Below are 13,364 nucleotides of genomic sequence, written 5' to 3'. Positions count from 1 at the left end.
TGCAATTGCTTCACATAACTACTTAGTATTCCTAATATTCAATCAGTGCGGCGCCAACGGTTAACCCACCGCCAAACGCACACAGTAGTACCTTATTGCCGCGCTGAATACGGCCGGTCGCAATGAGCTCTGCTAATAAGATGGGTTCGCTCGCAGCCGCCGTGTTGCCGTACTCCTGTAAATTAAGTGGGTATTGCGCCGCTGTTAGCCCTAGCTTCCTGGCTAAATGCTCCAACATCCGGGCGTTGGCCTGGTGAAACACCACCACATCCACGTCCGCCAGCGCCGTCTGGGTCCGAGCAAGTAACCGCTCAATGACCGCGGGCGCATCATTAACCACAAAGTTGTAGACAGCGTGCCCGTTCATGCGGAAGTAAGGATCTCCATCCTGCGGCTCTGCAAACGGGCTGTGGTTGCCGGAGTAATCGGCAGTCAGATCCAGGCCGTGTTCACCCTGAGTACTAAATTCATCACCCAGGTACGCTCCCGCTGTACCTGCCATATCCAGCATGACCCCACCAGCACCATCCCCAAACAGAATGGCCGTTGACCGGTCGTGCCAATCCACAATCTTGGTTAACACTTCTGCGCCGATGACCAATACATAGCGGGTTTGACGGGCTAGGGCTAACGCGTGGGCCGTCGATAACGCCGCCACAAACCCTGTACAGGCAGTGCTGATATCGGCCGTCATGGCGGCGTGGGCACCAACGGCCCCGGCCACCATGGCCGCCACACTTGGCATCGTGTACGTTGGCGACATGGTCGCCACCAGGATCAAGCCGACCTGCGCAGCCATCACGCCGGTCTGCTCTAACAGCTGCCGGGCAACATCAATGGCCAAACTATCGGTGGTTTCCGTCCGTGCCACGTGTCGGCGCGCGATACCGGTACGTTGTTGAATCCACTCATCACTGGTAGTCATCAGTCGGGTTAGCTCATCGTTCGTCACTACTTGTGCCGGCACCGCGGACGCGGAGCCGATAATTGTTAATCCCATGTGTCAGTACCTGCTTATGCCTGCGTGGTTTGGGGGGATACGATAAACGTCAGGTCAGCCTGGGCCACCGTCACGTCACCGACCGCCGCAAACGTGTGCACCACCCCCATGTTCTGTCGCCGCTTCGTGAATTCAACGTGGAGCTTGAGCACGTCGCCTGGGCGCACAATCTGGTGAAACTTAGCACCATTGATGGCACCTAAGTACGCCGTTTGCCCCACAAACTCTGGCGACTTTAGAATCAGGATCGATGCGGCCTGGGCCAGCGACTCAATAATCAGCACCCCCGGCATGACCGGATTACCCGGGAAGTGCCCCTGGAAAAACTGCTCATTGATGGTGACGTTTTTCGTCGCTACAATTGATGCCCCCGGGTTGATTTCATCCACGTAATCCATGAACAAGATCGGATACCGGTTCGGAATGAGTTGCATAATGGTTGTTGTGTCCATGACTGCCAAATACTTTTCCTCCTTGGTGTGGGTTAGCGGTACGGACAAGCGGGCCGTACACGCATGCGCTACGTTGACGTGGTTCAACTCGCGGTTGGTTTCAGGAACCAGCCGTTGTTGAATGCAAATAATATAAATTGCGGTGCAGGTGAAGTCAATCAGTCAGCGTACGTTTTCACTTATAGGTAACAGTTGAAACATCTTCAGCATAAAAGTGGTCACATACCGTTTGGTAGCCTGATATTTATGTATATTTTTGTTATTCATTTGGAGAAATTATCGTTAAGACTCCGGGAGCAATGTAGGAGTCGTATGCCTTTATTGACGCTTTCCACGGACAGCTTACTGCAGATTAATTTGTTATTATATTATCTGGTGTTGTGTTTCTTTAATACCATCATCGTGGGGGTGTCAATACACATTTGACGTTACAACCGTCATTCAGCGTTGCGGACACTTAGTAGCGTAAAAATAACGGCACTACAACAGGGTGGCCTACCCGCTTACCCTACTCAGCGGTAGCGACCGTACAAAAAAAGCGGGACAACGGTGATCCCCTGTTGTCCCGCGCTTGTTGCCATGACACTACTCCCACTCATCTATTGCCACAAAAAAAAGCACTCCAGCTCAACTGAAGTGCACACAAGTGACATTAATGGACCCAAACGGACTTGAACCGTCGACCTCCTACATGCGAAGCAGGCGCTCTCCCAACTGAGCTATGGCCCATGGCTTACCTTATTAGTTTAGCACGCTACCAAGTAAGCGCAATAGCTGGCCCGTAGATTGTTGGCCGAATTTACAGATCACACTCAATGCCCAAGCCGGGGGCATCGCTGAGCGTGTAGATGCCGCCGACGTGTGTGAAGCCGCCATGCAACCAGGACGGCGACGCAAAATCCAAAAAGGCGTCCAAATCTGCGTACCGCGCGTTCTGGTGAGCGGCGACAAAGTGTACCGCTGCGGCGATACCCACCTTCGTTTCAACCATGCAGCCCAACATCACCGGAATACCAGCCGCAGCCGCCACCGCATTAATCTGGGTGGCACCCCACAAGCCCCCGGCTTTTTGCAACTTAATATTGACAATGTCAGCACCACCGGCAGCCAGAACCTTAAAAGCATCAGTGGCACTGTGTACACTTTCGTCCACCATAACGGGCTGGTCGACCAACGCCCGCACCAGCGGCAGGTCCTGGGTTTGACTGGCGGGTAGCGGCTGCTCCACGGCGGCAACATCGTCACCCATGGCGCGCATCACCCGCTTGGCTTGCTTCGGTGTCCACGCTTGGTTGGCGTCAATACGCAATTCCACATCCGGACCCACAGCGGCGCGAATAGCGCGAATCGCCGCAATATCCTGCTGGTCATCATCACCGACTTTGACCTTCAACACCGTAAACCCAGCAGCCACCTGTTCCTGAGCGGCACTTGCCATCGCCTCAGGAGTATCAATACCAAGCGTGTAGTCACTGACGACCTGGTTACTATCGCCGCCAAGCAACTGGTACAAAGGCAAGCCACTATCCTTGCCCAGGATATCGTAGCACGCAATGTCGATGCCCGCCTTGGCGGCAGTGTGCCCTAACATCGTAGCATCCATTACGTTATGTACGCGTTCCAGTGCGCGCGGGTCTACCCCCACCAGCGCCGCCCCCAGCGCGTCGAGGGCCACCAGCTCGGTCGCAATGCTTTCACCCGTGACCGGTTCGAACGGACTGGCCTCGCCGAAACCCACCACGCCCGTGTCAGTCGTCACCTTGACGATAATCGTCTGTAATTCATAAATAGTCGCAAAGGAGATTTTGAACGGATGGCGGAGCGTCACCGACTGCTTAAAACTCTCAACCTGTGTAATTTTCATGTGCACACCCCGATTTTTAATATGATTTCAGTCTATACTAATTTTGGGGTGAGGCAAAGGGTGCAGGTAAACATAACAAACGATTGTTGGACGCCAATTATCCCCCACTGTGTAGGCATCGCCGACCGGTAACTATGTGGCCGCACCAACCATATCAATAATTAAATTTAAATGATAACGGGTTAATTGCGAGTTTTATGCCTAAGAACCCCGCTCGACATACAAATAAAGGCCAATGGGTTGCCCCACTGGCCTTGACCTTCTTATCTATAAAACACCTATTAATCAGCCATAGCCGTCTGCCCACCGGTTTGCTGGGCCACGCGATTACGGCCACCATGTTTAGCTTCGTACAGCTTGGCGTCCGTACGCGCGATGGCTTGCTTTAACGGTTCGTCATAACCGTGCACACGGGACATCCCCACTGATAACGTGATGCGCTTTTCGGGGTATGAACGCATGACTACCAGGTCACGGAGCCGCTTAATGTAAGCATCAATGGCTTCTTTGGCCTCCGCGTCCGTTAGCTCATACAGGAACACGCTGAACTCCTCGCCACCCGTTCGGTACACGCCGCAAAAGTACGGCATGGCCACCAGGTAAGCTTCGATATCCCGCGCAAAGGTGATCAATACCTCATTGCCGGTCAGGTGTCCGTACGTATCGTTGATCTGCTTGAAGTGGTCCAGATCAATCATCACTAAGGTCAGGTGCGCATCAGGGTTACTGCGCATCAAGCGCTGATAAGTACGGTAATCCCGCCGAAACAAGTGCAGACTGCGAATGCCCGTGAGCTCATCGTGGTTGCTACTGTAGCGTAACCGCTTGCCCTGCTGCTGCCGGGAAACAACCAAACGCCCGTACCAGTGCGAGGCAATCATAGTCACCGTGACGATCACACCGACAATGGTCGCTTCAACCAGGTCCCAAGCATTCACCCAAGTCGCGGTGCCCCAAGTAACAGCACTAACCACCAAGGTCATCAGGATAAAGTCCCACGTATGGTCGTTAAACCAGTCGGCGAACGAGTTGACCACCATCAAAATGACCAACGGTACCAAACTCCCCGGATGCGTGCCCCACAGCGTCCAGTTAATGATTCCGGTCAACGTCAGCAAGGCAATATAAAGCGCCCGTTCATGCAAACGGGTGCTCAAGTATAGCAACGTGCCAAACAAAGCCGCATCAGCGATCCACGCGTCAATTGCATCCAGCGGTGCTAACCACCGCAGACACAGCAAAACCAGGATGGTAAACACCGCTTCCGGAATCTCTGGTCGTAGCTCACGGGTGGTGATGTGCGCATAAAACCTGGGAAAGACATCTTCCAACGCGTCCAGGATGCCAATTAGCCCCGCCATATAAAAAAACTAAACAAAAACCCACTGTCCCAATCAATGCCATTTTTCAAGTCCCCACACTTGTCGTTAACGCCAATTACACTGTTAGGCATAAGAGTACACTAAATTTGAATGCGACTCAAACATTACAACTGTTTTTATAAAATTATCTGTTTTTTTGGGTCAACACCAATGCTCCGGCCGAGAAGGAATAACGGCACGTGTCTTGTTCCCGTCACCGCTACGCGCGATAATGGAAGCGCAAAGATACGTTTTCTTGTTATCCGTTGCCACGATGATATAACATTCGTGGTCACGACGGAGCGACCAATTAAGGAGGGCAACTGTGCGGACAATTACCAGCCAACAAATTCATCGTTTCTTCATTAATGCCATGGTCGCCGACGCGTTGGGGGTCCCGGTCGAGTTCAACGTCCGGGATACCTACCACGTGCACGGTATGACCGGACATGGCACCTATGATCAGCCCGTGGGGTGCTGGTCAGACGACAGTTCACTCACCTTGGTGCTCGCGGAAAATCTGGTCCACCATGGTAATCCCACCACGCTCATGCAACGCTTTGTGGCTTACCTCCAGGAGGGCGACTACACTCCCCTCGGCACCACCTTTGACGTCGGCTCCAGTACCAGCCGCGCGATTATGAACTTTATCAAGGGTAAACCAGCGGAGCAAAGTGGCGATCGCAGTGAGTACGACAACGGCAACGGCGCCTCATGCGTTTGGCCCCACTAGCATTCGCGCTGGTCAACGAACCGACGTTAACGGCGCGGTTACGCCAAGAGCGGGATTACACTACTACCACCCATGGCCATCAACGGAGCGTGATTGCCAGTACCATCTACGTAGAGCTATTGCGATGCTTATTACGGGGTGTCACCTTATCCGCCGCCCTCGACACGGTTCACCGGTTAATGGCCCAGTGCGACTTTGACCGCGACGAGTACGATTACTTTGACCGCATCTGGGATCCGCACTTTGTGCAAACACCGGTCACCATGATTCGCTCAACGGGCTACGTGGTGGACACCCTGGAAGCAGCTACGTGGTTAAACCTTACCGCCACTAGCCTCCAGGAGCTGATTTTACGAGCTGCCAACCTGGGCGAGGATACCGACACCGTGGCGCAAATCGCCACCTGCCTGTACTCTGCTGGCCACCCCGACGCCCAAGTACCCGGTGAGTGGTCAGACCAACTGATCCACACCGACGAGATGGACCGCATTATTACTGAATTTGCGGACCATTTTGCCACCACCATTGAATAAACAAAAAAAAGCGGCTGGACCTCGAATGACGGGGGCCAGCCGCTTTTGCCTATTTAATTAACGTTACACGTGTTGCCCGTGCGCTGTGCGCCAAACCGTTCAGCCCGTCTTGTAAGTAACGGTATAAACGCGCGTTTTCCACGGCCAACGTCACCGGCTCAGCCGCGCCGATCCACTCCTGCAGGGCAGCCAGTAGCGCCACGCTTTGCACCGATTGGATGAACTGCACGTACGCAGGAGCTAAGTGGATGTGCTCCGTACTTTGCATGTCTGCCAATACATCACCAATGGTGGTGCGCAGGTGCGCCTGAATGACGTTGGCTGGGGCGTTTTGCATGTCCAGCGTCAGCACCCGTTGATAGAAGGCCCGGTTAGCGTCAAAGTAGCGCAACATGCTGCGCAACGTCTGGGGCCAGTATGCATAGTGCCGACAATACGTCGCCGCGGCTGCCACCTCCTCCCGGTAGATGAAGCCCAACACATCGTACTTATCCCGAAAATAGTCGTAAAAGGTTTGCCGACGCAGCCCTGCAGCGGCCATAATCGCTGACACGTTCACTTGGTTAAACGGGTGCGCCACTACTACGAGCTTGGTGGCAGTACAAATTTTTTTGTTGTGTGCGGTTCATGGTTCCACCTACCTTCTCTTCCCTATCTTAACACCCGGACACACGGGAGCCCGTGTCCGTTACGCGGATAATTAACCAGTGTTAGGATGAAGCGTAAGCAACGGAAAGGGGATAACAAGACACTATGAGTAACGTGTTAATTTTGGGGGCGCACGGGCAAATCGCCCGCCTAGCCCGGACGCAGCTATTACAGGAGACTGACCACCACTTGACCCTGTTTCTACGCAACGCCAAGCGAATCCAGGATGCCAATCCGCAGCGGGAGCAGGTCGTCGATGGGGATGCAACCAATGTTGCCCAACTCACTGCCGCCATGCAGGACATTGATGTTGTGTATGCTAACTTAGGCAACGCGCACATTGAGGACCAGGCCCAAGCCGTGGTCACCGCGATGAATCAGGCCGGCATAAAGCGCCTAATCTGGATTTCCACCTTGGGTATTTACGACGAAGTTCCGGGCGCCTTTGGCAAGTGGAACCACCAGATGTTGGATGGGGGCTACCTGGAGCACTACGCCGCGGCAGCGAAAATCATTGAAGCCTCGGACCTGGATTACACCATCATCCGGCCCGCATGGTTATCGAACCGTGACGTCGTGAACTACGAGACCACAGAAAAGGGTGAACCGTTTAAAGGGACCGAAGTTTCGCGGAAGAGTATCGCCGCTTACGTCGTCAAGTTGATCAACGATCCGACCCAGGAAGTTCGGCATTCGGTTGGCGTCAACCAGCCGCACACTGACGGCAGCAAGCCGTCCTTCTACTAAAGAATCAATAAACTAATCAATTCAACGGGCTGCCGTGTTGACGAACGCGGTGGCCCGTCGTGCTGTTTGGGCACACTTTTCGCGCGTACAATCACCCTGGACGGGACAATTGCCACATACCACCTCCGGCCATTCTCTGATATCATGTGGGTGATTGTTACGAAGAGGAAGGATATCATGTCCAATCACAAAACCAAGTTGACCGTCACCTTACCCGCTGCGGTTGCACAACAACTCGGGGTCACGGATGACACCCCGGTGCGGGTCGCCGTCAAAAATGACCGCCTGATCATCCGGCCACAACCACGTGATCGTGTGGAACGGCTTAACTTGCACTGGCCGCTACTCGTTACCGCCATACTCACCATTGGGGTCTACATCTACTGGCTCACGCAGCACACGACGGCAATCCCGCTCTCCGGAGACTTCTCGCTCGCCAGTATGGTCATTGGTTGCGCGTTGGTCGCGGGGATGGTCCTATTCACCTGCAACCTAATTGTGGCCCGGCGCCACCATGAAGTACCCCGTATTTACTGGCGCAACCTCCCCGTCATCATTGGCTCATTTGCATTATGCTGGCGCTCGCGCTGGTTGGTGGCTTTTGGTTGCTGGGCCAGTTGTTTCCTGGCGCCAGCTTTGACCTAGTCACGGCAGCCATTATTTTCTTCATTTTGACCGTAAGCAGCAACACCCTGATGGTCCGAGCTGCGCGCCACGTGGACGCGAACACGCTGAGCGCACTCCTGGGGGTGGTGATTATCACCGGGGTGATTATCGCCATGGCTTCCAACAATCAACGGCGCTGGTGGCAGCATAACCTCAGCTTTTTAGGGACCGACATGGCTAATAACGCCTGGCAGTTCAACGCGACGCTCATGCTGGCAGCCCTCCTGATGGTGGCATTGATTGACACGCTCTTCGTCGCCATCAGCCAGCGCTACCCGGGTAATCGTCGTATCAACATCATGCGCGCGCTGCTGACGCTGGTCGCGCTCGACGTAGCGTGCATTGGTATTTTCCCCAACAACGCCGCCTCACACCTACTGCATGACCAGGCGGCCGGTATGCTGATCATTTTGCTGGCGGTGCTTATCGTCGGCATTCGCTGGCTGCTACCCCAGGTCAGCCGCGAATTTCTGTGGGTTTCGTACCTAGTCGCCATCATTCTCCTCACACTCAACTTTGGTTTCCGCCTGTTTGGCTACCCATCCCTGACCTCCTTTGAAATTCAAGCCTTCACCGTGGCGTTTGGCTGGTTACTACTACTATTCAGCCGGCTGCGCGCCTTGGCCATCCAGGACCGCTGGCAGTGGGACGTTCATATCAAAGTCACGCGGTAAGGGCACCGCGGCTTGGCTCTAGTCAGCCAAACTGTCTATACATCAAAACTCCGGTTCATCGTCGCCTAAGCACGCATACAAGGGGTTGCTTAGTGCCCACGATGAACCGGAGTTCTTTGTTTGTAATCTATGCACGCACAGCCGCAACTTGTTGTAGCGCCGTGACTGGTAAGAATAATACCGACCATCGACATTACCTCCCTTTCAAATCACTAAAATTAAGTATTTTAATAAAGACCTTTACTAAACGGCTATAATTAAAGGCCTTAACGGACATTTTGCCAATGGGTTTTATAAACCGTTTTCAGCAATGACTACCAGTCGCACAAGTAAATTTCAAGAATTGCTGATTAAAGTGGTGTTTGCAGACATGTTCAGGGTGACAAAAGTGTGACGACAAAATTACCCCTCATAACGCCGGTTTACCTAAGTTACTTTATCAACTACAATTATTTAGTAATTTAATAATGACTGGTTCAACCAAGTCGCAGATGCACTTCATTATTCGATTCGCGAAAGAAAGGTCGCTCCATGACACCAAAGAAGAACCCCCAACGACAACAAAACCTCAATTTCAATTGCTGGTGCTATCTTTAGCGCGGGCAGTGCCTTTGCCTCTGATTTGGGCAACTCACTACACTTGAGCGTGGTCACCGTCAATTCACTGATCAAGCCGTTAATTAATCAAAATCTCGTGACTGCTAAAAACATGGTGCAACGGGAAGTTGGGCGCCCGGCAACTAAATATTTCTTCAACTATGATGCCGAACGTTACCTACTATGCACCATCCAGGAAGAACTCAATCCCCAACTGGGGCACAACGACCTGGTAATCAAACCACACGTGGTCAACATGGCGGGGACAATTTTGAGCACTGGTGTCACCACCGACTTTAGCGATTATACCCGGTCAACACCGGCTGACGCCCTGCGCCAGGCGTTGCAACTGGACCCCACGGTAGTTGCGGTCGGCCTCGCATTTCCCGGCAAAATTGACCATGGTGTGGTCCAATCCAGTTAGAACGAAAAATTCGACGGCTGGGACTTAAATGATGTTGTCCGTAACGTCACCACGTTGCCGTTCTACATGGAAAATGATGTTCACCTGATGACGGTTGGGTACACGCGCCAAAACGGAATTCCAGACACTGCGCTCACCGTGGGTATTTACTTCCCGCAACGAATCATGCCGGGTATCAGCATTTTCACTAACAACCAACTCATTGAAGGACACCACGCCCTCGCTGGGGAGGCCAAGTACACCCCCGCCCTGCAAGAACATGGGCTCCCAAAACTGACGCCGAAACCGCCACGGTGCTCACCGACTTGATGGTGAGTTACAACATTGCTTTAGCCCCAGATTACTTTGTCCTGGCTTCAAACGGTGTACCGCAGGCTACCTTCGAGGCCGCAATCAAGGAAAATGCGGCGTTGCACTACCACCCGAACCAATTCAAAACCCAGTACGTCCACGACTTTGAGGGGGCCATGCTGGTGGGTCTAAGGTGGTTGATCCTACGCGCTACCCCTTACACCCTGTAATTATCCTCAAGGAGGTTTCCAAAATGGCTGACGACCAAATGCAAGATCACCTCAATAACGCTATGTACGGCCCCCGCCAAACCAATCCGGATGAGCGCCGGCAATACTTAGGCTCCCTGCGTGAACGCGTACTGCTACGCGTGGACAATGCCACCATGCGTCAAGCGGCAACGTTGCCCGCATTGCGCGAACAACTGCCCGCATTAGTTGGGGGTGACCACCACGCTTTGATCAACGGCAAACTAGACGCCAGCGTGACCGGGCCAGTGATGAAGCTGCTGGGTCAGCTGAACATGTCCCTCACCATGGTGAATGATGCCAGCGCGCAAACTGCCGACTCCGCAACCGGCCTACTGGTGGTCAGCAACCAGGCCGTTAACCAGGAAGACATCACGTTGCATGTCAATGCAGCACACCCAGAAGCACCCAAAAAGAAGGGGCTATTCGGCTTTTTCCACTAAAAAGGAGCAAAATAAAGACGCGGATCAGGCACCCATATGGTATGGGTGCCTGATCCGCATCTTTGCTTGATTACCCTTTACTGGGCCGCCGCCTGCAGGACTTGCTACTCAAGTCAACGCCCGTCCCAATAGTTGGTCGCAGCCAGCTGACCAAATTCGGTGCGGGGTCGACAGCGACCACCTGCGCCAGTTCTGGTTGGTCGTCAGTATACGGCATGAAGCCGTTGATTACCGCTAAATCCACGCTGCAGTACCGGAGCCCGACCGCTTGGGCCGCGCGGATGGCCACCGCGTCATAACTGCTATCCAAGCTATCGCGGTCGTCCCAATACTCACCGGCAGCAAATGCTGCTGGGTTACGTCCCAGATACACCTGGCTACCCCGTGCCACAACGGTTTCCGGGGTGACGTTTTGGCGGGCCAAAGCAGCCTGCACATCCGCATCTAGTTCAACGTTGCCTGTCCCGCGGCCGTACGGCGTGCACGTTTAACCGCTAATAATGTTTGCACATCATGCCGACCATCCCCCACAACGTACGCATAATCATGGGCCTGAACGGCCAGCACTTGCCCATCCAGCACGAGGCACCGCTCGATGGTTCCCGGTGCGAGGAGTTGCACCATGATTTCGTGACCGAGCGAGCGCACGACCTCGGCAAACCGCTCCGGGGTCGGTGGTACGGGCATCGCGGTTCCCCGGCCCGTCTGAGTACTGCCCACGAAGATGCTCTTGTGCCCAAAGCTGCGAGCAAAGTCGGACTCAGCCGCCGCCGCACTACGGTAAGTGTTGCCCCGCGGTACTACCAGTCCGTGCACACCCAGGTAGTGTAACAACGCATCGCGGTTACTGGTCAACGTTACGGCCGCATCCGGGTTCAACCCCAACTGATTCCCAGTCAAAAGTACGTGGTGTGGTTCGCGGCCCAACGACCATAAACCATCACCTAACGGCTCAATACTCATCCCCGCCACGAAAGCGGCGCGCAGGAAAAGTTGTTGCTGCGGTGCAGCACCACTGAACCCCCGCAGGATAGTTTTGCTTGCTGGTGGGGCAACGCGTCCAAGACCCTGCAACCGCGCCAGCACGGCTGGCTGCGCGTCTTCACCAGTGAAGAAAGTCGTCGCGGAGGCATTCAAATCGGCATCAGCACCATCTGGCAACCCTAACGTCAACCAACCGAGGTCCCGTAGCGCTGCCAGGTGCGCAGCGTCAGGTAAGCAACTGGCTGGTAGATCCACATCCACCGTCAGGATGCCCCGCTGCGCCAACTGCACCCCCGCCAAGGTCACCGTACCCGCCGTCGCACCAATTGCAGGCTCTGGAGCGGTCCGCTGGTACCGTTTGAGGCTAGCAAAATCGACCTGCCCGGCCGTCACGGGCGGCGCCGCGGGTGACAATAACTGAATCATGGCGGGCAACCGCTGTTGTAACCGTTGCGCCCACCGCAAATACCAACCGTTCCGGTAAGCCACGTACCCGGCCGCCTGCACAGCTTTGCCAGCAGCCGCAAACGCATCGCTCAGTAATGTCTCCGGCAACGCCAACTGAACCCGGACACCGTCATTAACCGCCGTCAACCCATCAACATGCGCAATGGCAGGGGCCGTCGCCGCGACGGCCTGCCAAGTGGACCATGCTTGATCCGTATCCGCCGTTTGGGTACCCATAACGATCGCCGTGGTCGCGCTCACTGGGTAAAGGTACGGACTAGCGTGCCGATCCAGTTGCACCCGACGCTGCCACCGTCCCAGCTGCAAAATACGTACCGGCATTGCAGTGCGCAACAGGGCCATCCCCTGCTGGAGCACCCGCTGCATATCTTCAGTTACTTGCATCACTCGCAACCTCCCATTCCAGTAACTACAATACCACGGCTGCCCGCCACGAGGCGAGTGCTGGAGCCAGCCTAACGGAGTAACCACGTTATTAGTGGCCGTTGGCTTGAAACTACCAGCATTGCTGTAACCGTTGTCAATGCCAACATGACGCGCTTTAAACAAATTTTACCTTGCTGAAACTGTTGTATCTAGTACGTGTTAATGCTATATTATTGATGAAGCCACTAAGGTGTTCGCTCTTCCCTCTAATCAGTTGACCGAACATTCTCATTACATTGGGAATATGGGACTAGCACGACAATTGGGCTATATCACTTAGCCCACAAGAGCGCGCTGCATATATTCCCACCTGCTTTATCGCGGGTTCACAAGAATTGGGAAGCCACAACGGCACCACTAGTCCTTCAAATCAAAAGACAACTTTTGGCTGGCCTCGCGCCAGTTTTTTTTGTGGCCAGAACTATTCTGGCTCGGCCCAGACCCCCACCACATCCCGAAGGAGCGTATCGTGTTACTAATATTGATGTTACTTTATGCCGTTATTCTCGTCCTCATTGCGTGGTACTTATTGAGCCACCGCCACAAGCCCTTCTTGGTATTCACCGAACCCAGTACGCAGTTGGCTCAAACAATGGGGCTGGCGGGCTACGGTCTCCTAGTTGCCGCCGTTTTGTCCCTGGTCGCTGCCTTTGTGAATATTGTGAACCTCGCCCTCGTAGCACTCGTATTAGGCGCTGCCGTCATGGGACTGTTTGGTCTGTCCTGCACCCGCTTCTTGTAATTGTAATCGCATTCTCATTGGGATTGAAAAAGCTTTCACAACATTGTATGCTAAAGGTAACCT

General features: G+C 54.0%; 15 protein-coding genes, 1 tRNA gene and 1 pseudogene. 9 read left to right on the top strand and 8 right to left on the bottom strand.

Annotated elements, in window-relative coordinates; translation table 11 throughout:
* Window positions 1–31: 31 nt before the first annotated feature.
* From JCM13996_RS01010 to JCM13996_RS00990, 5 genes are all read right to left on the bottom strand, one after another.
* The gene (locus JCM13996_RS01010) at window positions 32–1,000 is read right to left on the bottom strand and encodes a beta-ketoacyl-ACP synthase 3 (protein WP_054749260.1); all 969 of its coding nucleotides are present in this window, start codon (window positions 998–1,000) and stop codon (window positions 32–34) included.
* 14 nt (window positions 1,001–1,014) lie between these two features.
* Window positions 1,015–1,452, bottom strand: a complete 438-nt coding sequence (fabZ, locus tag JCM13996_RS01005; protein WP_420836019.1) for a 3-hydroxyacyl-ACP dehydratase FabZ — start codon at window positions 1,450–1,452, stop codon at window positions 1,015–1,017.
* A gap of 656 nt (window positions 1,453–2,108) precedes the next feature.
* A tRNA-Ala gene (locus JCM13996_RS01000) sits at window positions 2,109–2,180 on the bottom strand.
* Between the two features lie 71 nt (window positions 2,181–2,251).
* Window positions 2,252–3,316, bottom strand: a complete 1,065-nt coding sequence (locus JCM13996_RS00995) for a mandelate racemase/muconate lactonizing enzyme family protein (RefSeq protein WP_054749258.1) — start codon at window positions 3,314–3,316, stop codon at window positions 2,252–2,254.
* A gap of 281 nt (window positions 3,317–3,597) precedes the next feature.
* Entirely contained in the window at window positions 3,598–4,677 is a 1,080-nt protein-coding gene (locus tag JCM13996_RS00990; RefSeq protein ID WP_054749257.1) for a GGDEF domain-containing protein, read from the bottom strand.
* 373 nt (window positions 4,678–5,050) lie between these two features.
* On the opposite strand from JCM13996_RS00990, the pseudogene JCM13996_RS11355 reads away from it, so the two are divergent.
* Window positions 5,051–5,943, top strand: a pseudogene (locus tag JCM13996_RS11355) (ADP-ribosylglycohydrolase family protein).
* A 49-nt stretch (window positions 5,944–5,992) separates the two neighbouring features.
* On the opposite strand, the gene JCM13996_RS00975 reads toward JCM13996_RS11355, so the two are convergent.
* Window positions 5,993–6,523 (bottom strand): TetR/AcrR family transcriptional regulator C-terminal domain-containing protein, encoded by a 531-nt coding sequence (locus JCM13996_RS00975; RefSeq protein WP_054749254.1) that lies wholly within the window; start codon window positions 6,521–6,523, stop codon window positions 5,993–5,995.
* A 173-nt stretch (window positions 6,524–6,696) separates the two neighbouring features.
* Here JCM13996_RS00975 and JCM13996_RS00970 point away from each other — a divergent pair, with 173 nt between their 5' ends.
* The 7 genes from JCM13996_RS00970 to JCM13996_RS00940 all read left to right on the top strand — a co-directional run bounded on the left by JCM13996_RS00970 (window position 6,697) and on the right by JCM13996_RS00940 (window position 10,681).
* A complete protein-coding gene (locus JCM13996_RS00970; protein WP_054749253.1) occupies window positions 6,697–7,338 on the top strand; it encodes an SDR family oxidoreductase in 642 nt (213 codons plus the stop codon).
* Between the two features lie 177 nt (window positions 7,339–7,515).
* On the top strand, window positions 7,516–7,983 hold the full coding sequence (locus tag JCM13996_RS00965) for an AbrB/MazE/SpoVT family DNA-binding domain-containing protein (protein WP_054749252.1): 468 nt from the start codon (window positions 7,516–7,518) through the stop codon (window positions 7,981–7,983).
* A complete protein-coding gene (locus JCM13996_RS00960) occupies window positions 7,944–8,678 on the top strand; it encodes a DUF998 domain-containing protein (protein ID WP_054749251.1) in 735 nt (244 codons plus the stop codon). Before JCM13996_RS00965 ends, JCM13996_RS00960 begins: the two co-directional genes overlap by 40 nt.
* A gap of 646 nt (window positions 8,679–9,324) precedes the next feature.
* Window positions 9,325–9,699, top strand: coding sequence for a hypothetical protein (locus JCM13996_RS00955; protein WP_156321795.1), 375 nt, complete (start codon window positions 9,325–9,327; stop codon window positions 9,697–9,699).
* Window positions 9,700–9,765: 66 nt separating this feature from the next.
* On the top strand, window positions 9,766–10,008 hold the full coding sequence (locus JCM13996_RS00950; RefSeq protein ID WP_054749249.1) for an ROK family protein: 243 nt from the start codon (window positions 9,766–9,768) through the stop codon (window positions 10,006–10,008).
* Complete coding sequence (locus tag JCM13996_RS00945) at window positions 10,005–10,220, top strand: hypothetical protein (protein WP_054749248.1); 216 nt, start codon at window positions 10,005–10,007, stop codon at window positions 10,218–10,220. The genes JCM13996_RS00950 and JCM13996_RS00945 overlap by 4 nt, the downstream gene beginning before the upstream one ends.
* Window positions 10,221–10,243: 23 nt before the next feature.
* Window positions 10,244–10,681, top strand: coding sequence for a YueI family protein (locus JCM13996_RS00940; RefSeq protein ID WP_054749247.1), 438 nt, complete (start codon window positions 10,244–10,246; stop codon window positions 10,679–10,681).
* 70 nt (window positions 10,682–10,751) lie between these two features.
* On the opposite strand, the gene JCM13996_RS00935 is transcribed toward JCM13996_RS00940, so the two are convergent.
* Window positions 10,752–11,105, bottom strand: coding sequence for a hypothetical protein (locus tag JCM13996_RS00935; protein ID WP_054749246.1), 354 nt, complete (start codon window positions 11,103–11,105; stop codon window positions 10,752–10,754).
* A gap of 20 nt (window positions 11,106–11,125) precedes the next feature.
* The gene (locus tag JCM13996_RS00930) at window positions 11,126–12,517 is read right to left on the bottom strand and encodes a hypothetical protein (protein ID WP_054749245.1); all 1,392 of its coding nucleotides are present in this window, start codon (window positions 12,515–12,517) and stop codon (window positions 11,126–11,128) included.
* Window positions 12,518–13,028: 511 nt separating this feature from the next.
* Here JCM13996_RS00930 and JCM13996_RS00925 point away from each other — a divergent pair.
* Window positions 13,029–13,301, top strand: coding sequence for a hypothetical protein (locus tag JCM13996_RS00925; protein WP_156321794.1), 273 nt, complete (start codon window positions 13,029–13,031; stop codon window positions 13,299–13,301).
* Window positions 13,302–13,364: the final 63 nt, after the last annotated feature.

This window comes from Lacticaseibacillus thailandensis DSM 22698 = JCM 13996, assembly GCF_001312865.1.
Classification (GTDB): Bacteria; Bacillota; Bacilli; order Lactobacillales; family Lactobacillaceae; genus Lacticaseibacillus; species Lacticaseibacillus thailandensis.
The sequence above is the reverse complement of the archived record's forward strand: the minus strand, read 5'-3'. Positions and strand labels throughout refer to the sequence as shown.